General features: G+C 38.7%; 21 protein-coding genes. 9 read left to right on the top strand and 12 right to left on the bottom strand.

Features of this window, described 5'->3' with window-relative positions; all coding sequences use genetic code 11:
* The first annotated feature begins 89 nt into the window (after positions 1–89).
* The 3 genes from H8744_RS00280 to H8744_RS00270 all read left to right on the top strand — a co-directional run bounded on the left by H8744_RS00280 (position 90) and on the right by H8744_RS00270 (position 3,365).
* Positions 90–1,925 carry a TrkH family potassium uptake protein gene (locus tag H8744_RS00280; protein ID WP_262432916.1) on the top strand — a complete coding sequence of 612 codons (1,836 nt, stop codon included), beginning with the start codon at positions 90–92 and terminating at the stop codon, positions 1,923–1,925.
* Between the two features lies 1 nt (position 1,926).
* A complete protein-coding gene (locus H8744_RS00275) occupies positions 1,927–2,613 on the top strand; it encodes a potassium channel family protein (protein ID WP_262432915.1) in 687 nt (228 codons plus the stop codon).
* A 407-nt stretch (positions 2,614–3,020) separates the two neighbouring features.
* The gene (locus H8744_RS00270; protein ID WP_262432914.1) at positions 3,021–3,365 is read left to right on the top strand and encodes a hypothetical protein; all 345 of its coding nucleotides are present in this window, start codon (positions 3,021–3,023) and stop codon (positions 3,363–3,365) included.
* A gap of 15 nt (positions 3,366–3,380) precedes the next feature.
* Here the strand turns inward: H8744_RS00270 and H8744_RS00265 are convergent, their stop codons facing one another.
* Positions 3,381–4,112 carry an SDR family NAD(P)-dependent oxidoreductase gene (locus H8744_RS00265; RefSeq protein ID WP_262432913.1) on the bottom strand — a complete coding sequence of 244 codons (732 nt, stop codon included), beginning with the start codon at positions 4,110–4,112 and terminating at the stop codon, positions 3,381–3,383.
* Positions 4,113–4,160: 48 nt separating this feature from the next.
* A complete protein-coding gene (locus H8744_RS00260; RefSeq protein ID WP_262432912.1) occupies positions 4,161–4,466 on the bottom strand; it encodes a nitrous oxide-stimulated promoter family protein in 306 nt (101 codons plus the stop codon).
* Between the two features lie 97 nt (positions 4,467–4,563).
* Between H8744_RS00260 and H8744_RS00255 the strand changes: the two genes are divergently transcribed.
* Positions 4,564–5,487 (top strand): DMT family transporter, encoded by a 924-nt coding sequence (locus tag H8744_RS00255; RefSeq protein ID WP_305067403.1) that lies wholly within the window; start codon positions 4,564–4,566, stop codon positions 5,485–5,487.
* A 2-nt stretch (positions 5,488–5,489) separates the two neighbouring features.
* Here H8744_RS00255 and rlmF read toward each other — a convergent pair whose 3' ends face one another.
* The 10 genes from rlmF to crcB all read right to left on the bottom strand — a co-directional run bounded on the left by rlmF (position 5,490) and on the right by crcB (position 15,628).
* Entirely contained in the window at positions 5,490–6,440 is a 951-nt protein-coding gene (rlmF, locus tag H8744_RS00250) for a 23S rRNA (adenine(1618)-N(6))-methyltransferase RlmF (RefSeq protein WP_262432910.1), read from the bottom strand.
* An 87-nt stretch (positions 6,441–6,527) separates the two neighbouring features.
* Entirely contained in the window at positions 6,528–6,752 is a 225-nt protein-coding gene (locus H8744_RS00245; protein ID WP_262432909.1) for a hypothetical protein, read from the bottom strand.
* 53 nt (positions 6,753–6,805) lie between these two features.
* Entirely contained in the window at positions 6,806–7,033 is a 228-nt protein-coding gene (locus tag H8744_RS00240) for a hypothetical protein (RefSeq protein ID WP_262432908.1), read from the bottom strand.
* A gap of 467 nt (positions 7,034–7,500) precedes the next feature.
* On the bottom strand, positions 7,501–7,818 hold the full coding sequence (locus H8744_RS00235) for an SWIM zinc finger family protein (RefSeq protein ID WP_262432907.1): 318 nt from the start codon (positions 7,816–7,818) through the stop codon (positions 7,501–7,503).
* Between the two features lie 451 nt (positions 7,819–8,269).
* Positions 8,270–9,529 (bottom strand): metal-dependent hydrolase family protein, encoded by a 1,260-nt coding sequence (locus H8744_RS00230; protein ID WP_262432906.1) that lies wholly within the window; start codon positions 9,527–9,529, stop codon positions 8,270–8,272.
* A 123-nt stretch (positions 9,530–9,652) separates the two neighbouring features.
* Positions 9,653–9,859 carry a hypothetical protein gene (locus H8744_RS18785; protein ID WP_305067320.1) on the bottom strand — a complete coding sequence of 69 codons (207 nt, stop codon included), beginning with the start codon at positions 9,857–9,859 and terminating at the stop codon, positions 9,653–9,655.
* Between the two features lie 97 nt (positions 9,860–9,956).
* Positions 9,957–12,818, bottom strand: a complete 2,862-nt coding sequence (locus H8744_RS00225; RefSeq protein WP_305067319.1) for a TolB family protein — start codon at positions 12,816–12,818, stop codon at positions 9,957–9,959.
* Positions 12,819–12,915: 97 nt separating this feature from the next.
* Entirely contained in the window at positions 12,916–14,535 is a 1,620-nt protein-coding gene (locus tag H8744_RS00220; RefSeq protein WP_262432904.1) for an RluA family pseudouridine synthase, read from the bottom strand.
* 24 nt (positions 14,536–14,559) lie between these two features.
* Positions 14,560–15,240 carry a pentapeptide repeat-containing protein gene (locus tag H8744_RS00215; RefSeq protein ID WP_262432903.1) on the bottom strand — a complete coding sequence of 227 codons (681 nt, stop codon included), beginning with the start codon at positions 15,238–15,240 and terminating at the stop codon, positions 14,560–14,562.
* A 4-nt stretch (positions 15,241–15,244) separates the two neighbouring features.
* A complete protein-coding gene (crcB, locus tag H8744_RS00210; protein WP_262432902.1) occupies positions 15,245–15,628 on the bottom strand; it encodes a fluoride efflux transporter CrcB in 384 nt (127 codons plus the stop codon).
* A gap of 83 nt (positions 15,629–15,711) precedes the next feature.
* On the opposite strand from crcB, the gene susR reads away from it, so the two are divergent.
* The 5 genes from susR (at position 15,712) to gcvT (ending at position 23,882) form a co-directional block, all read left to right on the top strand.
* Positions 15,712–17,274, top strand: coding sequence for a SusR family glycan utilization regulator (susR, locus tag H8744_RS00205; protein WP_262432901.1), 1,563 nt, complete (start codon positions 15,712–15,714; stop codon positions 17,272–17,274).
* Positions 17,275–17,442: 168 nt separating this feature from the next.
* A complete protein-coding gene (locus H8744_RS00200; protein WP_305067318.1) occupies positions 17,443–19,602 on the top strand; it encodes a glycoside hydrolase family 97 protein in 2,160 nt (719 codons plus the stop codon).
* 373 nt (positions 19,603–19,975) lie between these two features.
* Complete coding sequence (locus tag H8744_RS00195; protein ID WP_262432899.1) at positions 19,976–21,382, top strand: amidophosphoribosyltransferase; 1,407 nt, start codon at positions 19,976–19,978, stop codon at positions 21,380–21,382.
* Between the two features lie 156 nt (positions 21,383–21,538).
* Positions 21,539–22,765, top strand: coding sequence for a peptidase T (pepT, locus tag H8744_RS00190; RefSeq protein WP_262432898.1), 1,227 nt, complete (start codon positions 21,539–21,541; stop codon positions 22,763–22,765).
* Positions 22,766–22,796: 31 nt separating this feature from the next.
* On the top strand, positions 22,797–23,882 hold the full coding sequence (gcvT, locus tag H8744_RS00185; RefSeq protein WP_262432897.1) for a glycine cleavage system aminomethyltransferase GcvT: 1,086 nt from the start codon (positions 22,797–22,799) through the stop codon (positions 23,880–23,882).
* Positions 23,883–23,952: the final 70 nt, after the last annotated feature.

The raw sequence follows: 23,952 nt of genomic DNA, 5'->3' as shown, positions 1-23,952 counted from the left end.
AATTTAATATTCATATAAAAGGAAAACAAACAATAGGGATTTATTGTTATTTTAATTAAGTTTGCAGACACATTAACACATAGCAGATAATGAAGATTTATCATAAACTCCTGTTATATCAAAATAAGCTTCTACAGCCTTATGTGCAATTTTTCCTTAGACTGATAGCTGCCTTAACGTATGTGGCATCTTTACTCCTCATAATGGGGGTGGTATATGAACATGGTTTTCCACTTTCTACAACGGATATAACTAATCTGAATATACTTTACAAGTCGGTATGGATCATTTTCTTGATCGACACTACTTTGCATATTTTACTCGAATATAGATCAACGAAGAAAAGTTATCGGAAATTTGGTTGGATATTGAGTTGGTTACTCTATATGACATTGATTCCTGTTGTGTTTCATCGCCCAGAGGAGAATGGTGCCATATTGTACTTTTGGGAGTTTCTGGATAGTAAACTATATCATTCTCTGCTTTTATTATTACTTTCTTTTCTGAATCTTTCCAATGGTCTGGTTCGATTGCTCGGAAGGCGGACTAATCCATCTCTGATATTGGCAGCGAGCTTTCTGGTGATTATACTGATTGGTACAGGCCTGTTGCTGTTACCTCGTTGTACCGTGGAGAGCATTTCGATATCCTGGGTTGATGCGCTGTTTACATCAACCAGTGCTGTCTGTGTTACAGGGTTGGTGCCAGTGGATGTTTCAGCTACTTTCACCCCTTTAGGGTTGACGGTTATTATCCTTTTAATACAAGTAGGTGGACTTGGGGTGATGACATTGACTAGCTTTTTTGCCATGTTCTTTATGGGAAATACTTCGCTTTATAACCAGCTGGTGGTTCGTGACATGGTAAGTTCCAATTCTTTGGGATCATTGCTTTCTACCTTATTATATATATTAGGCTTTACACTTGTTATTGAGGGGGGCGGTATGGCTTCTATCTGGTTCAGTATTCACGGTACTTTAGGAATGGATTTAGAGGATGAACTTGCCTTTTCTGCTTTTCACTCTATTTCTGCTTTTTGTAATGCGGGATTCTCTACACTTCCCGGAAATCTTGGCAATCCGATGGTAATGACCGGTCATAATTCACTCTATATATCCGTTTCATTATTAATAATCTTAGGAGGAATAGGATTTCCCATTTTGGTAAACTTTAAGGATATCGTGCTTTATTATCTTCGTCGTTTTTGGAAATTCCTTCATACATGGGAACCTGATAGACATAGTAGGAAGCATCTATATATCCTGAATACAAAGATCGTATTGATAATGACCTTTTTGTTATTATTGTTTGGGACATTAGCTATAGCCGCCTTTGAATGGAATGGTTCTTTTGCGGGTATGTCTGTAGCTGATAAATGGACACAAGCTTTTTTTAATGCTACCTGTCCGCGTACGGCAGGGTTCACCAGTGTAGATTTGGCAACGTTGAGCATGCAATCCATATTAATTTATATCTTATTAATGTGGATTGGTGGTGCTGCTCAGTCCACTGCAGGTGGCGTCAAGGTAAACGCTTTTGCCGTAGTTGTCTTAAATTTATTTGCGGTGCTTCGCGGAGCTGAGCGAGTGGAAGTCTTTGGACGTGAATTATCGCATGATTCTATTCGACGTTCTAATGCTACAGTGGTGATGTCTTTGGGAGTGTTATTTCTTTTTGTTTTTATTTTGAGTATACTGGAGCCGGAGATGTCTATTATGACTTTGACATTTGAATGTGTTTCTGCTTTGAGTACTGTTGGCTCAAGTCTAAATGCTACTCCTTTGTTGCGAGATGAAAGTAAATTATTAGTCGCCTTGTTGATGTTTGTTGGTCGAGTGGGGCTGATTACTTTGATGCTGGGCGTTATAAAGCAGAAAAAGAATACAAAATATCGTTATCCGAAAGATGACATTATAATCAACTGATATGAAATATATTATTATTGGTCTTGGTAATTATGGACGTGTGTTGGCAGAGGAACTTTCTGCTTTGGGACATGAGGTGATAGGAGCGGACAACAGTGAGAGCCGTGTGGATTCTATAAAAGACAAAGTCGCTACAGCTTTTGTAATTGACGCTACTGATGAGCAGGCACTTTCGGTACTACCATTAAATAGTGTCGATGTTGTGATTGTGGCAATCGGTGAAAATTTTGGAGCATCAATTCGTGTGGTAGCATTGTTGAAACAGATGAAAGTCGAGCATATTTATGCACGGGCAATTGATTTGGTGCATCGTTCCGTACTTGAGGCTTTCAGTCTGGATCGTATTCTGACACCGGAAGAGGATGCTGCTAGGAGTTTGGTCAGACTATTGGATTTTGGAACGAGTATTGAGGCTTTCCGTATTGATTCGGAATATTATGTAGTCAAATTTGCTGTTCCGGAGAAGTTTATCGGTTATTTTGTAAATGAATTAAATTTGGACGGTGAGTTTCATCTGAAACTTATTGGACTGAAGCGCGCTCATAAGATCGAAAATTGTTTGGGTATTTCGTTAACGGAACATAAAGTTGTAAATGAACTGCCGGAAAATGATAAGATTCAAGAAGGAGATGTATTGGTTTGTTATGGGAAATATAAAGACTTTCAAAAATTTTGGAAAGCCTTATGAAAATAAGAGTTTTGTAAAGGTGAGAATCGATCTAATCTAATGTTTTGGATACAGATTACATGAGTTTCATGACTCTGTGTCTTTTGTGCGTATGATTTTCTTTATTATCATTGATTTGGATAAATAAAATTATTATTGGTATTAAGCAAAGAGCGACTTATTTGATGAAATTAATGTCTTTTTGTTTTTCGAGAGTGACGTATATAAAAGAACTAATGTACAGTGTTGGTATATTCGATTACTTTGAGAACAAATAACATTTATATAATAGCAATAATTAAATCTTTTGTATTTTAAGGTTTTGATTATAGAAAAACTCTTTATCTTTGCAACATCGTTTGAAAAAAGTGGTTGGTGCTGTATTTATCATTCGTTAGGTAAATGCTTTATTTATTGGAATTTGAATCATGGAAGAAGAACTGTATGATTGTCCCTGTCTGATGAAAAAAGATATGGAGAATGCTGAGAATATCTTAGCTTTTTTATGTGAAAATTATTCTCTAGAAGGATTTATGGAACAATTAGATCAGCTCTCGTCTAGGGATTTGAAGTGTGCATATTGCTTGCTTGAAGTTGCTCGTCAAAAGGTAGAGAAAAAAGACATTCTTTATGATATTGTAGAGGTGGAAAAGTTGATGATAGTGTATTCAGCAGTAGCAGAAAAGTATATTTTAGCAGAAACCATATCGGAGGGTGTAGGTGGAAAATTGAAGAATAAGTTGAAAAAGTTATTGCAGAGATATCATGGTTAAGGTTTAGGAGTCGGTTTATCTTGTTTTTACAGGCAGACATTTCCAAATTCTTCTAGGAATCATTCGCCAAAAGAAAACGATTATTGCATATTTCCAATCAATTATTACTACACGTTTTTTATTTATTATTGCTTTTACAATGTGTTCTCCTACCTTATTTGCCTTCATTAGGAGTGGATATTTTTTCCCGTCATTTAATAAGTCTGTAGCAACAAAACCGGGACGAATATCGGTGAAGTAGATATTTAGCTTCTGTAAATTAGCTAGTTGTTCCAATGCATCGATATAGGTGTTCTGATACCGTTTTGTAGCAGAATAAGCAGGTGCTACTCCTAATCCTTTTGTTCCGGCTATGGAGCTGATGATGGCTAAGTTTCCGCTGCCTTGTTGACGGAAATAGGTGAAAGCAGCGATAATCATACGGGTAAATCCTTCTACATTGGTGCAGACGGTGCTTAATTCGATTTCAGGATTTAGTGTCGGGTTTTGATATCCGATTCCGGAACTTAGCAAAAAGATATCCATGCCTCCAACTTTGTTGATAAGGCACTGCAGCTTTTCAGGTGCATCTTCTTTGGTTATATCGAATGCTTCTGTTTCTATTTGGTCCGGAGCAATTGTTTTAAATGTGTCCAAAGCAGATTGGCGTCTTCCTGCAACTCCGATTCTCCATCCTTTCTGTAAAAATATTTTAGCTACTTCTTGTCCTATACCGGAGGTAGCTCCGATGATGATTGCTTTTTTCATATTATTGGTATTGTAAATAATCTTTTAGTTCGGTGTTATTTTATTCAATTATATATTATTGAGTATATGCCGTATGGCTTCTACAGGAGCGTAGAGTATCATCCTTGGACCGGAGAATCTCATTACCTGTTTCATCTTTTCTCGCATTGCAGGTTTGTAACAATGTATTGCACATTGTTTACAAGCTTTCTTTTTTTCTCCGAATGGACAACGATCCAATCTAGAGTGGGCGTAATGTAAAAGCTCCACACAGTCAGGGCAGAGAATAGTGTTTTTCTCCTTTTTACGACAGAAGATGCGAATCATTAGCTCTACCACTCGTTTCTCATGGTCAATATGCAATTGGGATTTCATGATAGATTCTATTATTCTATTTTTATATTTCTTTAGTAATGGTGGCAAAGGTACTTAAAAAGCAGTATATTTGCACCCCGAAAATGAAAACATAATGATGAATATTAATAATAAAGCGAAAGGATTTGTTTGTGGAGCAGTAGCCGCAGCTACTTATGGTATGAATCCCTTGTTCACCCTTCCATTATATGAGGAGGGTATGAGTGTGGATTCAGTATTGTTTTATCGATATGCTTTTGCTGTGCTAATTTTAGGGATATTGATGAAGTTGCAAGGTCAATCATTTGCTTTGAAGAAGAATGAGATATTTCCGCTTATTATTGGAGGACTGCTTTTTTCCGCGTCTTCTTTGTTGCTGTTTATGAGTTATAAACATATGGATGCAGGGATTGCTTCAACAATCTTATTTGTTTATCCGGTAATGGTGGCTGTTATTATGTTTTTGTTTTTCCATGAAAAAGTTTCATTTATGACTGCCTTTAGTATTATGATGGCTCTTAGCGGCATTGGATTACTTTATAAAGGTGATGATGGAGAAACGTTGAGTCTGATCGGAATGCTTTTAGTTATTCTGTCTTCATTATCATATGCCATTTATATTGTAGGGGTCAATCACTCCACATTAAAGATGATGTCAACTGCAAAATTGACTTTCTATGCTTTGCTATTTGGACTTTCGATTTATATTGTTCGTTTGAACTTTGGTCTGGATTTACAGGTTATTCCTTCATCATCAGCTTGGGTAAATATTCTTGCTATGGCTTTCCTTCCTACAGTAATCTCCTTAGTATGTACTGCTATATCTATACACAATATTGGTTCTACATCTACGGCTATTTTGGGAGCTTTGGAACCGGTCACTGCTCTTTTCTTCGGTGTACTTATTTTTGGAGAGCAGTTAACTCCCCGTTTAATGCTGGGTATTACAATGATACTTGTCGCTGTTACATTTATAGTGCTAGGCCGTCCTCTGTCGGAAAAGTTCGGACATTTGTTTGTACATCTGTTACGTCGCCATTGACATCAGAATCGCCATGCTAGAATTCGGCTGTTTTTTGTACCTTGATGCATTGGAATGATTATATATTCCGATGCATTAACAACCCTTAGTTTAGCATAGAGCTTGTCCAAGTTCTTTTCCTTGGAAACCAGACAGGTAAACCATCCGCAATTTTTTTTGTATTTCTGACTCTCGTCTATCATATTCAAAATGAAATGTAATTCTCCGCCATCACACCATAATTCATTTGATTTACCTCCAAAATTAAGCTCTACTTTTGTCACTCTCTTTCCTTTAAGGCTACTTAACTTTCTGAAGGTTCCAGTTTCTGCTTCTTCTTTCGAACTATGGAAAGGAGGATTGCAGATGGAAACATCGAAATATTCATTTGTGGCAATTATTCCTTCAAAAATCTTGCTCTTATTTGTTTGAAGCCGTAATTCGATTTTGTGAGCTAATATTGGATTGGAAGTCACAATTTTTTTTGCATTTCCTATAGCGACTGGATCGATATCAGATCCTACAAACGTCCATCCATATTCTGTTTGACCGATAATTGGATAAATACAATTAGCTCCTACACCAATATCCAAACATCTACGTTGTTGTTTAATTTCTTGAGATACTTGATTGTCAATCAGCTTTTGTTTGTCTTCTTTTTCATTGTTTTTTTCTTCAATGTATTTACCGGGATCGATCAAATCTGCAATATAATGGATATAGTCAGCCCTGCCTGGAATAGGAGGGCATAGGTAATTTTTAGGAATATCCCAATAACGTATTCCATAGTAGCTTAACAATAATGCTTTATTCAGCGCTTTAACAGCTTGGGCGTTATGAAAATTTATTGTTTGTATTCCATAGGGGTTGAGCAGTATAAATCTTTTGAGTAGTGGATAGTGTTCTATTAATACTGGAAAATTATACTGTCCGTTATGTTTATTTCTTTTATGTAATTCATTCCTTTCTATCATCGGGCAAAGATACGGAGAATCCCAATGAAAGCAAATACTTCATATAAAAGAAGTAGAATAATTTTTTTTGGAAATTTTAATTTGCTTCTAAAAGTCTTTCAGGATTTCTATCATGGCAGGTCGATGTTTATAAGTGATTCTGAATTCATTTGTAATCTTTTTTGTGGTTATATTCCCATTCTTGATTTTTTTCATAGCCTTAAATATTGTGGCAATATATTCATCGTGTTTTCTTCCCGAATTTATTGCTGCGTATTTATGAATTTCTTTCTCAAAAAGTTGAAGAATTTTTTCTGCATATTCATCTTTCAAATGTCTTGCATAATTGAGTGATAAGTCTAAGTTCCTATTGTGAATTTTGTTTCTTACATCATTGTAAACAGAAATGATTTCCCTTCATTTTCAGGAATTAATCTTTTTAGTTTGTAATAATATTCAATATCTCCATCTTTTGTGATAAATAATTGCTTACAGGTATCAATGATTAGAGATGTGTTTTGCATCTTTTCATAGATGGATAATTTGCATTCTAGCCATTTTTGTAGTGTTCCGTGTTCATCTTTATTCTGTGCTAATAATATACCATTATCCAATAATTGTAATGCTTTATCATATTGTTGACTTTTGATGGAAAATTCTATTTCTTGTTTCCTGATTTCCGGTAAGTATAGGTACGTTTGAAGTGTATTTTGTATTTCCTCTTTACGATGCAGGGTACGAAGGAGTTCAATTTTCTGTTGTATTAGTTTATATAATTCCCAACTATCTTTTCGTTCTTCAATTAATTGGTTTATATAGGCTAAAGTTTCGTTTTATTCCAATCTAATTCTGGTTCACGGTATCTGTCATACGCTTGTCTAGCATAGTTGTAATTGAAACATTCTTGAATTTCTATTCGATAATCTGTTTTTGCCTGTTTTGAGTTTGTAGGAAATTTCTTAAGAAGGGCTTCTTTACATTCGGAATGTATAGAGGCATATTCGAGTATAAAATCTGATAATTGTTTAGGAGATATAAAAGATAATATATCTTGTATTTTGAAATTTTTTAGATTACTCTTTTATTCTTCCTGTATTTTGGCTTCTTTGGCAGATAGAAAATGTTTTTGTTTGGATTGACTTTCGCGGATAGCAAGTATGACTGCTACTATATGTTTACATATATCTCCGTCATATGGGCAGTCACAATCCCAATATACAATTTCTTTTCCTTCTATTGAAATTTCGACTTCATACTCTTCTGTCCCTTCTACATGTGCCAACCATTCACCGGCTTCAATCTCTTCAAGATTTGTAACAGCGCCACATTCATAATATTCCTTTCCCCGTCTCCATATTTGTGGAGGAACAAAATTTTCAAAATTAGATAGTGTCATCATAATAATTTCGTTTTGAAGGTATAAATAGGTAGCTACATCATTTCATGTAATAACATTCAGTGGTTTGTAACTATAAATACAAATATAAATATAAGATTCGATTAAGCAATAAGTCTAACTTGTTTTTTATTTTACTTGTGGAGTTTAAGTTTAAAAAGCAAAAAAAACGGTACCCCGATTCACATCGCAGCACCGTCACAACACAAACACAAAATAAAACACGACAAAACTACTATGCAATCTTACCTGTCTATGCCGGGGAGGCATATGGTCGCTTCATTATGGGTATTCACATATGCATATAGAGCTTCAGGCTGATTTGCATTATTATAAACGTGCGAAAGCATGTTTTGTTCAATGTTAGTATGAAAAAAGGCGATATTTTATATAGAGGAAGAATCGTTATGGAAGTAATAAGCTGATTCACTGTTCCTAATAGATTGTTTTTCCATTATAAAATGTTTCTATATATTTTGCCATCCTTCATTATCATCACAAAATATTTTTCAGGGTTTCCCAATAATGTGATATCCTCAAGCGGATTACCATCAACTAAAATGATGTCTGCTAATGCATTTTCTTCAATAACTCCTAGTTTGCCGGGATAAGGGTTTCTCATTCCTGACAAAGAAAGAAGTTGGGCGTTGTCATGAGTAACCATTTTAAGTATTTCGAAATTGGTGAACCATTTTTGTAATTTGATAATTCCTTGATTTTGGTTCTTTGTATTGGTTGGATTAAATAATAAATCTGTTCCCCAAGCTAACTTGACTTTGTATTTTTTTGCTAACTGATACGTTTTATCTGTACCGTTGACGACCAGTTCATGTTTCTCTTGTTGTTCTTTCGTAGGAAATTTATTATCTTCCAAAGTAAAAGGTTGCATACTCAGCCATACTTCTTTTTCCGCTATAAGCTTCATTGTCGGTTCATCAATGAGATGCCCATGCTCAATGCTTTTTACGCCTGCCTGAATAGCCCGTTGAATGGCTCTTGGTACATATACGTGTACCATTACATAGGTTCCAGCATCTTCTGCAGCTTTCACTGCTGCATGGATTTCTTCTTCGAAAAATTGAGTATCCTCCAAACGGTCATATAGAGAAGCAACACCTCCTCCGGTCATTAATTTTATTTGACTTGCTCCTAAACGAAGGTTATTGCGTGCTGCAACTGTTACAGCATCTATTCCGTCTGCAATGATGGCTGCTCCAATTTCTTCAGTATGTGTCAATCCGCAGCAATCGAAAGGACGTGGTTCATCGTAAACTGCCCGGAAATCACCATGACCACCGGTTTGTGAAATGAGAGATCCACTAGGATAAATGCGGGGACCGATGATGATTCCTTCATCGATGGCGCGTTTTAATCCGAAGACTGGTCCTCCCGCATCACGAATAGTGGTAAAACCCCGGAGCAAAGTTGCGCCTGCTTCTTGTCCTGCTTTGAATTGTGTATAAGCTGTATCGGCTGTCAGCAAATCAATCATGGTATTACATGCCATATATGCATGCCAGTGTGCATCTATCAAGCCTGGCATCAGGAATTTTTGTTGGCCATCTATGATTGTGTCATTTCCGTCATTGATGGGAATAGGAGATTCGGAGATTGTTTTTATCTGATTATCTTTTATCAGAATATTTCCGTAAATTACTTTCTCGTTATGTCCATCAAAGATATGGACATTGTTGATTAATATGCCTTGACTCATAATATGAATAATTAAATGATTAGGCATATTAAACCTGCATACTCTTCAAAAGTTTTTCGTAAATACGGATATCTGCTTTTTGTGCTTAGTATTTATGAATTTTAAATGAATGAATCTGTTTTCTTAGTATTTGACCATCCTTTTGGATGAACCGTGCCAGGAGCATCCCAAACAATATACTTCTGTCATATCAAAACCTATTGTGGATGCATCTGGATTTTTAGGTATTACTTCTCCAGTATCTGTAACATACACGAGAAGTCGTTCTCCTTGTTCATTTTTTACATACATACCAGCGATTTTACACTGGGGGCAAAGCAACTTTTTCATTTTACGGAGGATGTTAAATTAGTTATTGTTTTATTATTATAATAAGGATGTCAAGTTTGTGATAATCTTAATGTGGCCGATCCATTAGGGTTATCATTTAAAAAGTAATTGAAAATAAGGCTTCTGCCTGAAATTTTCCATAATTTATCGGTTGAATTAACCGTATTCCTGTAGTTAAGGGATAGGTCTTACGAAGTACGTTCCAGTCGATTATCAGATCACCGCCACAAGAACTTTGTGTCATCCATCTATTTTGTTTGTTTGCTTGATTCCGCGACAAATCATAAAATAAATTTGCACGTAATCGTCGGATATAAATGAGTGAACCGATATTCAAATCTGGTGAGAGTATGGGAAATGCATAATCTGCTTTGAAAGCCCATTGTTGACGAGTCTGGTATAGAAAGTCATATCCGCGAGGTTTTTCAATAAGGTGCTTGGGGAGATATAGAGCTTTTCCGTCCAGTTCCTGATATTGATAACCCAGTCGAAGCATCAAGCCATGGTTGCGGATAATCCCGGGCCAATAGGTCGTTAGCCGGGCTGCGTATAAGCTACCATAATTTTCTGTGTTAAAAGGACTCATGAGGTATTGTAGACGTAACTGGTAACCGGTGCGGGGCAAGATATCCCGCAATGCTTTACGCCTATAATTATAAAATAGAATTTCTGGTAGAATGTATTGGAAATTATGAAATTCGCTGCCTCCGTGTTCCTGATATTTATTGTTTGTAAAATAGTAGGTAAATGCAGGTTGTATGCCTCTGATATGTTGGCTTTTCGTCAAGTTAAAGGGAAGATAGATTCTTGCTTCAGCTTCTAACAGGTTGCGATTGGTATAATATCCTCTTGTAACATCCTGTTTTTTATCATTTTGTGTCCAAGCTATATTGTATGCTTTATCACCATAATCGGCTGCTAAGTCAATGATTGGAAACCAGCCTTGGTAAGTAAATGAAAGTTTTCCGTGGTGATATCCTTTTTGATAATACCATCCAGCCTGCATGATGGCAGTATTCAATGTGTTTTGAGACATAATTGTAGCACCAGGTTTGACAATGGTGCTTAAATCATCGGCACTCGTGTTCATAGCCTCGGACACGTCATAATAGAATGGAGCCCAACTGTGAATTTTGAATGTATGAATGGCTTTTCGATAAGGCTTCGGTTGAAAATCAACAGCTTCCAGCCGAGCCGAGTCAAGATTGAATTGCTCTTGTTTTACTAACGTTTCGACAAAGGGTAATGGTGTTGGTTGGGTTATGTTTACTTTTTGGATTAATAAGCTATCTGCTGCTAACGATGCAATTTTGTATCCATTTGCTTGGTAATCTGAATAGAATAAGCGATTGTCAGATGGAGAGAAGGTTGGATCGAAAGCACCGAAACGGGCTGAAGTCAGGCGGTATACTTGTTTATCTTCCGGATCAAAGCAATAAATATTATTTGTTCCATTGAGTCCCGATTCAAAATATATTTTTCCATTCCTCCAAAGGGGGGAAGTGATATTGGTAGAGGTCGTTTTCAGTAACACATCCCATTGTCCTGAAGCCGGAGAAAATTGAAAGAGAGTAATTCCTTGGTCGGTTACAGCAATGGCGATGATTGTGTTATCGTCTGTGAAGGTCAGTTCTTTGATAAATGCATTTTCAGGCACGTTAAAAGAGGTGATTTCTTTTCCATTCTCTAAATTGACAAGTACCAATTGGTTTTGTCCCTCAACAGAATTTTGTGAAACAGCGGCTGTTTTTCCATATTTATCAATTGACGGAGTTAAATAACGTTTATGTGGTGTGTGGATTGTAATGCGTTTGGATTCAAAATCATAACTTTTCAGAACGGAGTAATTCTCGTGTGTCCAGCGGGCACTGGGTATAATTTCAGTCCAATACAATCGATTATTTCGAAAATTTAAACGGCTGTTGATATTACCTATATAACTGAGTCGCTTTTCTTTTCCATCTATAAACGCTACTAAAGCGTTAATATCCTTCAGACTCGATTTAAGGGCTACTATGACCGAGTCGTTTATTACCTGAGGATATCTGTAAGAAGTGTAATCTTTGCTGGAGGTTGACAAATAATTGGGAGTAAGCGTACAACTATCCAGCTTTTCCCATTCTCTTCGTAAATAATCGAATGTATCATGGTAAAGTTGTTTAAATCCACTTCCTGAATAATGTTTGAAAGAACCCTCAAAATATAGATTGTTGGGATATCTACTGGTAGTTTTTGCCCAAATATCCGCACCATAACGTTGACGAGCATATGATGCAAGGTTATAACCCAAGGTATAATAAGTTCCTGTATAATTTTTGTATGATCCCATCAACCATTTATCTAATGTATAAAATTTATCTCCTCCAAGCATTTGCGCCCGATAAATCATATTAAATTCCGGCAATCGTCCACGCCCACCATTCGACAATGCCGTTTCGGTACTGACTGCATCTCCTTCTAGAAACCAAATCGGCATAAGAAATGAAGCGACTCCGGCAGATTGTTCACCAACGATATAATAGAGTGGTTTGAAAATGCCATGCATTACTTTCCCGGTTTGGAAAACATGGCGGGATTCATGTAAAACTAAATGCTTATCCCAGCTTTGAACACTCAGATCAGAAGAAGGAGTTGTTATGAGTTCCATGCGGCGGGGTGCCCAGGAAACCATTCCATTAGAAGACATGCTTGCTGGATGCAGTATAACCGGAAATTTCACCTGCATAGGTTTCCCGATTGTCTTTTGTATATGTGGATAAGCATTCTCGAGATAAAGAGCGTATTTGTATGCCATCGAGTCATTTCCCTGTGGATATACCAGATCGTAATGAGGCAGCCTGACAATGTTCCATTTAAATCGTGACGGATCTGAACCGTAGTTCATGAATTGAGCATGCAAATGGAAGGGAATTAATATGAATAAGTATATTATAAGGAATAGGTGTTTCGATTTTAACATATTGTTATCTGATTGATTGTTAATGGCTGCAAAACTATAAAAAATCTTCTACTTACTTATTATTGATACATGTTTTAATTGGTCATTGACATGACTTCTAAAAGTCTGCCTTTTTTTCTATATGGATTTTTGAGATGGTAACCGGGTGTGTGAACTCCAAATATTCGGCGTGTAAATATAACCGTTCTGCTGATTTCCCATAAAGTTCATCACCTGTGATCGGACAGTCTAATCCGGATGGATGAGCGGCATGTACACGTAATTGATGCGTGCGCCCTGTTAAAGGATAAAATTGGATGCGGGTACGTTTTTCAGAATATCTCAGTACTTCATATTCCGTTATGGCAGGTTTACCATATGTCTCATTTACCATTTGCCGGGGACGATCAAGCAAATTGGGGCAAAGTGGTAAGTTTATGATGCCTCGCTTTTGGGATATGACACCGTCGAGTAATGCTACGTAGCGTTTCTTCACAACACGGTTCTTGAATTGTGCTTGCAAATTTTGATGTGTCTCTTTGGTTTTGGCAAGGAGCAAAAGACCAGAAGTCGCCATGTCCAAGCGATGGACGATTATTGGTCCGGTTATTTCAGGATATTTTTTCTTTGCCCACTCATAGACTGAAGTTACATTTTCTTTCCCGGGTACGGAAAGCATGCCGGCCGGTTTATTGACGACAAGAAGCCAATCATCTTCATATACGATTTCCAATTCGCTATCTCGATGGATGTCAGTTTGCAACGGGTTGCCTTCTATTTCCAGTCCTTTCAACATATGCTTCAGTATGGGTTCACACTTCCCTTTGCAAGCCGGATAGTAATACCCATGTTTTCTGATTTCTGTTTTAGGTGACTCTCCCCACCAAAATTCCGCCATTGCTATCGGCTCGAGTTGATGCAGATATGCATATTGTAATAATTTAGGTGCAGCACATTCACCAGCTCCTGCAGGTGGAATTTTGTGTATTGCTTCGTCAAAAATGGTACATAGGTCTTTGATATCTCCTTGTGCATTTAATAAGCGAAACTGTTGGAATAATTTTTTCTGTAGAATGGCTGAACGAACCTTGCGTTCTTTTTTAAGTTCCGTTATTTGTGATTCAATACTATTTAATTCATTCTGTAGATTGGTTATTCGGTTTTTCCACTCACGTTCCATTCTTTTAAGTTCGGCTTTTTGAAATTGACTTTCACGGATCATTTCCGCTTGTTCCATTTCACTGGGATTATGTTGCCGACGTATATCACGTTCTTCCTTTGTTTTTCTTAGATATTCTTTGGCTACTGTGATTGCTTCTTGACTTGAACGTTTGGTGTCTTCCAAGTGTTGTTTGAGATTTCGATAAGAAGAACTTTCTTGCTTATTCTTAATTTCTATATTGATTGATGTGATATTCTCTTCTTCAACTTTAAAAAATCCATTTGGTTGTAACAAATCGTATATTGGAGGCACAAAATAGGGGTGTTGGTTTTTACCTGCCAGATTGCCGGAGAAGGCCGCAAGGTACCCCAGTTCGCCATTCGGAGTTCGTACGATCAAGACTCCGAACATTTTTCCTTTTTGTAATTCTTCGTTCCAATGTTTCTGTGCCGATAAATAAGTTTGCACTTCCTTCGAAGCTATTACGCATAATGGATGAGGCGTGTAGTGAAAAGGAAAAGTGAACTTTTGAGGTAGACTGATTCCGGAGATCGGTTGGACGAAATGATGTAACATCGTTTTTATAATTCTCTTCTTTATCTATTTATCATTTAAATCTTCGATGATGACACCTAGTAATGGCAATAGCTCCATGGCTTGTATTGAACTGACGATGGCACCTTGCAGATCGGAGAGGTTCAGCTGAAGGCCGCTTATTTGGGAAGAACGAAGGTCTACTCCCTTTAGCCGCGTATGAGAAAAGTCTGCTCCGACAAGGGTACAATGCTCTAATGCAAAGTTCTGCAGACGGCAGTCGTTAAGGCTGCTGAATTGTAGATCGCAGTTGCTAAATTGTACCTGGTTCATTTTGCTCATTGCCAGATTGAGATATTGTGCGTTGCATCCTGATACGAACAGATGATTCAAGGTCGTTTCTGAAAAACCACTTCCCATCAGTTTGCAATCGATAAATTGAACACGGTAGAAAGAACTTCCCGAAAATGAAACGTTCGCCAGATTGCATTGACGGAAAATCACATCAGAGAACTGGGTTGATTTTAATTGGCTGTCACTTAAAGTCAGATTATTGAAGACACATTCTTTGATGGTTTTGTAGGCTACCCGAATGGATTCCTCCAAACTTCTGTCAAAAGAAAGATTTGAAATGGTTTCCTCTTTGCCAAGCAGACTTTTTAAACTTTCCGAACTGTCGGCCGATTCGTCAATCATAGGATCGACAACTTGGACGCTTTGACTTTTGTTCTTTTTAATTGGTTTCATTTTGTTACCCGATCAATTTACCCGTATATCCTCCTACAAAAACAGCTAATAATCCTCCAATGATACTTAATAAAGTATAGAGAAGAAACGTTCCATAAAATTCTCCTTTCAGCAGGCTCAAACCATCGTTGGAAAAAGTCGAAAAGGTTGTGAAACCTCCACATAATCCGACTGTTAGGAAAAGTCTTGTCTCCATCGAAAGATTCCATCGCTCGGATATCGTGTAGAATAGTCCGATAAAGAAACTTCCGGTGATGTTAACTATAAATGTGCCCCATGAAAAAGGAAATCCGACACTTGACATTTTCTCGTTAACACTTATCTGTGCCAAATAGCGGAGTACACTTCCTATGCCGCCCCCAAAGAATATATATACAATCTCTTTCATTATTTTGATGCTAAGCGCAGCAAAGATAGTAGATTTCGTCGGAAAATTTGTACTTTTGAGCGCTTTAGCAAAAATATCCGGCTATGAGGAGACTGTTTTTTCTTATACTTATGTTTTGTGCTTCCCTTTCTGTGTTGGCAGTGCAGGGAGTTGATTCTGTTCTAGCACGTCTGGATAAGGTGATAGAACAACAGAACCTGTATTTGAATCAGAAAGAAACCTGTATCGATAGCTTGAAGCGACTTTTGCAAACTTCACCTTTGTCATTGCAACATCGTTTCGCTCTGAATAAAAGGTTAGGTAAGGAGTACGAATTATTTGTTTCGGATTCGGCTATGAAGTATTACGACCGGAGCATGTCGCTCGCAGATTCGTTGCATAATCTTTCTTATAAGGATGAAATCCGTCTCTGTCAGGCGACCGTTCTTTCTATTTCCGGAATGTATAAAGAGGCTGAGGAGACGCTTCGGAAAATTCATCGGGCAACTTTGCCGGATAGTCTGCTCCCTGTTTACTTTAATTGCGAGCGTCGTTTGAACTCATATCTGGTCAACTATTCTCAGAGTGGCATATATTCTACTGATTATCTGCTTCGACAAAATTTGTACCGTGACTCTTTACTTGCCGTGCTTCCTCCAGATGAGCCTGAATATCATTTATATGAAGCAGAGCGGTTGATCGCTCGGCAACATAATGTTCAGGCGAAAAAAATATTGATGGGATTGCTGCATAGTCAGCCTGAAGTATCTAATACTTATGCACGGGCTGCATATTCACTTGCACATATATATAAGGAAGAAGGCCGTTCCGACGAGTATGAAAAATATTTGGCTCTTTCGGCCATCTCTGACATAAAAGCATCGGTGAAGGAAAACGCGGCACTCCAAAATCTGGCTTTTGTGCTTTATGAGCGAGGAGATATTACTCGTGCCTATCATTACATCAAACAATCTCTTGAGGATGCCGTCTTCTGTAATGCCCGTTTACGTACTATCGAGATATCGGGCGTATTGCCTGTGATAGATGCTGCTTATAAGCAACGGATTGAAGAGCAACGTCGTCAGTTGATTCTGTTTTTGGTTATAGTAAGTGTACTTTCCGCTTTTCTGATACTATCGGTAGCATTGGCATGCAAGCAGATGAAAAAGCTTTCTCTGGCTCGTCGTAACCTGAAGCAGGCAAATCATATTAAAGAAGAGTATATTGGTCATTTCCTGAATCTTTGTTCGATTTATATGGAGAAGTTGGATAACTTCCGTCGTACGGTGAACCGTAAAATTACAGCCGGCCAGACAGAAGAGTTGCTTAAGCTGACTAAATCTTCACAGGTTGCTGGTATGGAACAGAAGGAGTTCTATGCCAATTTTGATAATGCCTTCTTGCAACTTTACCCCGATTTTGTGACCGAGTTCAATGCTCTACTCCAACCGGAAGAACAGATCGTGTTAAAACCTGGCGAACTATTGAATACGGAATTGCGTATATTCGCAATTATCCGTTTGGGCATTGATGACAGTTCGAAGATTGCCAACTTCCTTCACTACTCTATCAATACGATTTATACTTATCGGAATAAAGTCCGTAACAAGGCCGTTAATCGTGATAAATTTGAAGAAGAAATGATGAAGATCGGAAGTATAGACTGAGGAATCATTCATATTTCCTTCATTTGGTATTTCCTTTATCTTTTTAGTAATAAGAAGATTATGCAAACGTTTTCAGAAATATCTTTTATATTCCGTTTATATGTTGTGTCTGCTTTTGTGTTTACTGCCTATCTTTGTGCTATCGATTATTATTAACTAATTCATATCATGAATCACATGAAAACACTAACCTCGAAAATGGCTTTTATACTGTTGGCTTTATTAATGAGTACGGCAGCTATGGCCGAAAGCATTACTTCTCCGAACGGACTCTTGAAACTAAATTTTTCGGTAAACGCACAAGGTGAACCTGTGTATGAACTTTCTTATAAAGATAAGGAAGTGATCAAACCATCCAAATTAGGTCTGGAATTGAAAGATGATCCGGGACTGATGAATGGTTTTACATTAACCGATGCTAAAACAAGCACTTTTGATGAAACTTGGGAACCGGTATGGGGGGAAGTAAAGTCCATCCGCAATCATTACAATGAGCTGGCCGTCACACTCGATCAGAAGGCACAAGATCGTAATATAGTGATTCGTTTCCGTCTTTATGATGACGGTCTGGGCTTTCGTTATGAATTCCCTTTACAGAAGAATCTGAATTACTTTGTTATCAAAGAAGAACATTCACAGTTTGCTATGACCGGTGACCATACAGCTTTTTGGATTCCCGGTGATTATGACACGCAAGAATATGATTTCACTGAGTCTAAGCTGACGGAGATTCGTGGTTTGATGAAAGGTGCCATTACAGGAAATGCTTCTCAAACGTCCTTTTCACCAACCGGTGTACAGACTTCATTGCAAATGAAGACAGCCGATGGCTTGTATATCAATCTGCATGAGGCTGCTTTGGTCGATTATTCTTGTATGCATCTGAATCTGGATGATAAGAATCTGGTGTTTGAGTCTTGGTTGACACCGGATGCGGTTGGCGACAAGGGATATATGCAGGCTCCCTGCAAATCTCCGTGGCGTACCGTGATGGTAAGCGATGACGCGCGTGATATTCTTGCTTCCAAGCTGACGTTGAATTTGAACGAACCCTGTGCTTATGAAGATGTTTCCTGGATTAAACCTGTGAAATATGTCGGTGTTTGGTGGGAAATGATTACTGGAAAGAGTACTTGGGCCTATACGGACGATCTTCCCTCTGTGAAATTAGGAGAGACGGACTATTCAAAGACTAAGCCAAACGGCAAACATGCGGCAAATAATGAAAATGTGAAGAAATACATAGACTTTGCCGCAAAACATGGATTTGACCAGGTGCTGATTGAAGGTTGGAATGAAGGCTGGGAAGACTGGTTCGGGCACTCTAAAGATTATGTCTTTGATTTTGTAACTCCTTATCCGGATTTTGATGTGAAGATGCTTAACGCATATGCAAAAAGCAAAGGCGTTAAATTGATGATGCATCACGAGACTTCTTCTTCGGTTCGTAATTATGAACGCCATATGGATAAAGCTTATCAGTTTATGGTGGACAATGGCTACAACGCGGTTAAGAGTGGTTATGTGGGGAATATTATTCCGCGTGGTGAGCATCACTATGGTCAGTGGATGAACAATCATTACTTATACGCCATTAAGAAAGCTGCCGATTATAAAATTTGCGTTAATGCACACGAAGCTGTGCGTCCTACGGGACTTTGCCGTACTTATCCGAACCTTATCGGAAATGAATCGGCTCGTGGTACGGAATACGAAGCTTTCGGTGGAAGTAAGCCATTCCATACAACATTGCTTCCGTTCAGCCGTTTGATTGGCGGTCCGATGGATTATACCCCTGGCATCTTCGATACTAAATTGACTTTCCTTGATAATGATGAACATGGGTGGGTGCATACGACATTGGTGAAACAGATGGCATTGTTTGTAACTCTTTACAGCCCGTTGCAGATGGCGGCCGATATTCCCGAAAGTTATGAACGTTATATGGATGCTTTCCAATTTATAAAAGATGTGGCTGTAGATTGGGACGACAGTAAATATCTGGAGGCAGAACCGGGGGATTATATAACCGTGGCACGCAAAGCAAAAGGAACAAACAACTGGTTTGTAGGAGGCATTACGGATGAAAATGCTCGTACATCTACATTTACACTTGATTTCCTTGATCCCGGAAAACAGTATGTAGCTACCCTTTATGCAGATGGCAAGGATGCCGATTATGAGTCGAACCCTACTTCCTATCAGATTAAGAAAGGTCTGGTGACTAGTAAAACTAAGATAACCGCAAAGCTTGCACGAAGCGGTGGTTTTGCATTAAGCTTGATAGAGGCTACACCAGCGGATAAAAAGATGAAGAAATTCAAGTAATAGGTATAAGGTTGATAGAGTTTAGATCATTCGGATTTGTTACTTATAACTTGTATGTTTGCCTTCGCTATTGAAGGAATAGGATGTATTTTCTCTTTAAAGGCAATAAAGCACTACTTTAAAGGCAGTAAAGTGTCACTTTAAAAGCAATAAAGCATCGCTTTAAAGGTAATAAAGCAACACTTTAAAAGTAATAAAGCACCACTACAATAGTTATTACAAATCTGTATTGCTAAGCTTCTAATATAGATTGAATGCACCTCGCAAAGATTGGATCAACTTTGCGGGGTGCTTTTTTTATAAGACGAATTCTTTTTTGTACTTTTGCACCGTCTTTTTTAAAACTAACACTAATTTAAAAAGAATCTTAAATATGGGAGGTTTTTTCGGAACAGTCTCGCGTGTAGGCTGTGTGACCGATTTATTCTACGGCACAGATTACAATTCACATTTGGGGACAAAGCGAGGGGGACTTGCTACGTATAGTGAAGAACAAGGCTTCATACGTTCCATACACAATTTGGAAAGTTCGTATTTCCGATCCAAGTTTGAATCCGATCTGGATAAATTTCAAGGAAATGCCGGTATAGGCATCATCAGCGATACGGACGCACAACCTATCGTTATCAATTCTCATCTGGGGCGTTTCGCCATAGTCACTGTTGCCAAAATTGTTAATCTTAAAGAACTTGAAGAAGAACTACTCTCCAAAAACATGCACTTCGCCGAACTTAGTTCGGGTAATACCAATCAGACGGAACTCATCGCATTACTTATCATCCAGGGAAAGACATTCGTAGAGGGTATAGAGAATGTATTCAAGCATATAAAAGGTTCCTGTTCCATGCTGCTGTTGACGGACGATGGCATAATAGCCGCCCGCGACCGGTGGGGGCGTACTCCCGTCGTCATAGGAAAAAAAGAAGGAGCTTATGCTGCCACCAGTGAGTCGAGCAGCTTCCCAAATCTTGACTATGAGATTGAAAAGTATCTTGGACCGGGCGAGGTGGTTCATTTACGAGCCGATAGCATGGTGCAATTGCGCAAACCCGATGAAGGCATGCAGATATGTTCCTTCCTTTGGGTATACTATGGATTTCCCACATCTTGCTATGAAGGTCGTAACGTAGAAGAAGTTCGTTTTACAAGCGGTTTGAAGATGGGACAAAAGGATACTTCGGAGGTGGATTGCGCTTGCGGCATTCCGGATTCGGGTGTCGGCATGGCTTTGGGATATGCTGAAGGCAAAGGGATTCCTTATCATCGGGCGATTGCAAAATATACTCCCACCTGGCCACGCAGTTTTACTCCCAGTAATCAGGCGATGCGTTCCCTGGTGGCTAAGATGAAATTGATTCCCAATCGTGCCATGCTCGATGACAAACGTTTATTGTTTTGTGACGACTCCATTGTTCGCGGAACCCAATTGCGTGACAATGTGAAAGTGCTTTATGATTACGGTGCAAAGGAAGTTCATATGAGGATTGCATGTCCTCCGTTGATTTACGCATGTCCTTTTGTTGGCTTCACTGCATCAAAGAATGCATTGGAATTGATTACTCGTCAGATCATAAAAGAGCTTGAAGGGGATGAAAATAAAAATCTGGATAAATATGCCACTACCGGTTCACCGGAATATGAAAAGATGGTAAGCATTATTGCGGAACGCTTCGGACTCACGTCTTTGAAATTTAATACCCTTGAAACACTGATCGAGGCGATCGGATTGCCTAAATGTCAGGTTTGTACTCATTGTTTTGATGGTAGCAGCCATTTTTAAATGGCAGTTACAACTAACAAATAGTTACTTGAAATAAGAAAGATATTCGATTTTTGAAAAAGAGCCGTCAATTATTTGTCAATTCACGGCTCTTTTTCTATCTTTACGGCAGATGTGATTTCAATCGTAAAATGTAAATCCTAAAATATGAACAGTATGACTTTAGTAGAACGTTTTTTGAAGTATGTAAGCTTTGATACTCAATCGAGTGAAGAAACAGGGCTTACTCCCAGCACACCGGGACAGATGGTTTTTGCTGAATATCTGAAATCAGAGTTGGAATCCTTAGGTTTGGAAGATATCTCACTGGACGAGCATGGCTACCTTTTCGCCACTCTTCCGGCAAATACGGAAAAGGAAGTTCCTACCATCGGCTTTATCGCCCATATGGATACCAGTCCTGATATGAGCGGGAAAGATGTAAAACCTCGCATAATAGAAAATTACGGTGGCGGAGATATAATGCTGAATGCTGCCGAGGGAGTAGTATTGAGTCCGTCGCAATTCCCTGAACTACTCGATCATAAAGGTGAAAACCTGATCGTTACAGATGGTACGACTTTACTGGGGGCGGATGATAAAGCAGGTATTGCTGAAATAGTTTCTGCTATCGCATATTTGAAAGAACACCCGGAAATCAAACACGGCAAGATCCGTATCGGATTTAATCCTGACGAAGAGATTGGAGAAGGAGCGCATAAGTTTGATGTGGAAAAGTTCGGTTGCCAGTGGGCTTATACCATGGATGGCGGTGAAGTGGGCGAGCTGGAGTTTGAAAATTTCAATGCGGCCGCTGCTAAAATAACTTTTAAGGGACGGAATGTACATCCGGGATACGCCCGCCATAAAATGATCAACTCCATCCGTTTGGCAAATCAATTTATATCGATGCTCCCGCGTCATGAAACGCCCGAACACACCGAAGGCTATGAAGGCTTCTATCATCTGGTCGGCATCCAAGGCACTGTAGAGCAAACTACCATTTCATATATAATCCGCGATCATGATCGTGCCCGTTTCGAAAGCCGTAAACGTGAGATGGCTCATCTGGTAAGAAAAGTAAATGCAGAATATAGCGAAGACGTTGCCACTCTCGAGTTGCGCGACCAATACTATAACATGCGTGAACAGATTGAGCCGGTAATGCATATCATCGATACTGCTTTTGCGGCTATGGAGGCTGTGGGAGTGAAACCGAATGTGAAACCTATTCGTGGCGGTACGGACGGTGCGCAACTTTCTTTTAAAGGTCTTCCATGTCCTAATATCTTTGCCGGTGGACTAAACTTCCACGGACGTTATGAATTTGTTCCTATCGAGAATATGGAAAAGGCAATGAAAGTTATCGTAAAGATCGTTGAATTGGTTGCAGAGAAAGCTTAATATTTAATTTTCAACTTTTAATATTTAATTTATGAAGACCACTCCGTTTACCGACAAACATATTGCACTGGGTGCTAAAATGCACGAGTTTGCCGGTTATAACATGCCGATTGAATATACCGGCATTATTGAAGAACATCTCACCGTTTGTAATGCTGTAGGTGTATTTGATGTATCCCACATGGGTGAATTCTGGGTAAAAGGGCCTAATGCCTTGGCTTTTCTCCAGAAAGTAACTTCTAACAATGTGGCTGCCCTTGAACCGGGTAAAGTACAGTACACCTGTTTCCCTAATGAAAAAGGGGGTATTGTAGATGACTTGTTAGTGTATCAGTTTGAGCCTGAAAAATATCTTTTAGTTGTCAATGCTGCCAATATCGAAAAAGATTGGAATTGGTGCGTTTCTCACAATACGGAAGGTGCTGAACTGGAAAATTCTTCGGACCGGATGGCTCAGTTGGCTGTCCAAGGGCCTAAAGCGATTCTTGCTTTACAGAAGTTGACGGATATCAATCTTTCCGATATACCTTATTATACTTTTAAGGTTGGTGAGTTTGCCGGAGAAAAGAATGTGATAATCTCTAATACAGGTTATACGGGTGCCGGAGGTTTTGAACTTTATTTCTATCCGGATGCGGCCGACAAAATATGGAAAGCCGTTTTCGAGGCAGGCGAAGAATTTGGTATCAAACCGGTTGGCCTGGGGGCTCGCGATACACTCCGTTTGGAAATGGGCTTCTGTCTCTATGGTAATGATCTGGACGATACGACTTCTCCTATAGAGGCGGGATTGGGTTGGATTACCAAATTTGTGGAAGGCAAAAACTTTACCAATCGTCCGATGCTTGAGAAACAAAAAGCAGAAGGCACTGTGCGTAAATTAGTTGGTTTTGAAATGCAAGACCGTGGAATCCCTCGTCATGGATATGACTTGGTGAATGCCGAGGGTGTGAAAATTGGAGTTGTTACATCCGGAACGATGTCTCCTGTACGTAAAATAGGTATCGGTATGGGATATGTTAAACCGGAATATAGCAAATTGGGCACTGAGATTTATATCGATATGCGCGGACGTAAGCTGAAAGCAGTTGTAGTACGGCCACCGTTCAGAAAGTAATATTCCCCCCCTTTTTGTAATTTACCATTATGCCTGGGAGCGATTAAAAAGTCTCAGGCATAATTTTTTT

This window comes from Jilunia laotingensis (genome assembly GCF_014385165.1).
In the GTDB taxonomy this organism is placed as follows: Bacteria; Bacteroidota; Bacteroidia; order Bacteroidales; family Bacteroidaceae; genus Bacteroides; species Bacteroides laotingensis.
Note: the sequence above shows the minus strand (reverse complement) of the source record. Positions and strands in the feature narration are given on the sequence as shown.

Excerpts from the sequence above, each read along its gene's own strand:
- H8744_RS00280 (WP_262432916.1), top strand. The coding sequence starts at position 90 with ATGAAGATTTATCATAAACTCCTGTTATATCAAAATAAGCTTCTACAG.
- H8744_RS00275 (WP_262432915.1), top strand. The coding sequence starts at position 1,927 with ATGAAATATATTATTATTGGTCTTGGTAATTATGGACGTGTGTTGGCA.
- H8744_RS00270 (WP_262432914.1), top strand. The coding sequence starts at position 3,021 with ATGGAAGAAGAACTGTATGATTGTCCCTGTCTGATGAAAAAAGATATG.
- H8744_RS00265 (WP_262432913.1), bottom strand. The coding sequence starts at position 4,112 with ATGAAAAAAGCAATCATCATCGGAGCTACCTCCGGTATAGGACAAGAA.
- H8744_RS00260 (WP_262432912.1), bottom strand. The coding sequence starts at position 4,466 with ATGAAATCCCAATTGCATATTGACCATGAGAAACGAGTGGTAGAGCTA.
- H8744_RS00255 (WP_305067403.1), top strand. The coding sequence starts at position 4,564 with ATGAATATTAATAATAAAGCGAAAGGATTTGTTTGTGGAGCAGTAGCC.
- rlmF (WP_262432910.1), bottom strand. The coding sequence starts at position 6,440 with ATGATAGAAAGGAATGAATTACATAAAAGAAATAAACATAACGGACAG.
- H8744_RS00235 (WP_262432907.1), bottom strand. The coding sequence starts at position 7,818 with ATGATGACACTATCTAATTTTGAAAATTTTGTTCCTCCACAAATATGG.
- H8744_RS00230 (WP_262432906.1), bottom strand. The coding sequence starts at position 9,529 with ATGAGTCAAGGCATATTAATCAACAATGTCCATATCTTTGATGGACAT.
- H8744_RS18785 (WP_305067320.1), bottom strand. The coding sequence starts at position 9,859 with ATGAAAAAGTTGCTTTGCCCCCAGTGTAAAATCGCTGGTATGTATGTA.
- H8744_RS00225 (WP_305067319.1), bottom strand. The coding sequence starts at position 12,818 with ATGTTAAAATCGAAACACCTATTCCTTATAATATACTTATTCATATTA.
- H8744_RS00220 (WP_262432904.1), bottom strand. The coding sequence starts at position 14,535 with ATGTTACATCATTTCGTCCAACCGATCTCCGGAATCAGTCTACCTCAA.
- H8744_RS00215 (WP_262432903.1), bottom strand. The coding sequence starts at position 15,240 with ATGAAACCAATTAAAAAGAACAAAAGTCAAAGCGTCCAAGTTGTCGAT.
- crcB (WP_262432902.1), bottom strand. The coding sequence starts at position 15,628 with ATGAAAGAGATTGTATATATATTCTTTGGGGGCGGCATAGGAAGTGTA.
- susR (WP_262432901.1), top strand. The coding sequence starts at position 15,712 with ATGAGGAGACTGTTTTTTCTTATACTTATGTTTTGTGCTTCCCTTTCT.
- H8744_RS00200 (WP_305067318.1), top strand. The coding sequence starts at position 17,443 with ATGAATCACATGAAAACACTAACCTCGAAAATGGCTTTTATACTGTTG.
- H8744_RS00195 (WP_262432899.1), top strand. The coding sequence starts at position 19,976 with ATGGGAGGTTTTTTCGGAACAGTCTCGCGTGTAGGCTGTGTGACCGAT.
- pepT (WP_262432898.1), top strand. The coding sequence starts at position 21,539 with ATGACTTTAGTAGAACGTTTTTTGAAGTATGTAAGCTTTGATACTCAA.
- gcvT (WP_262432897.1), top strand. The coding sequence starts at position 22,797 with ATGAAGACCACTCCGTTTACCGACAAACATATTGCACTGGGTGCTAAA.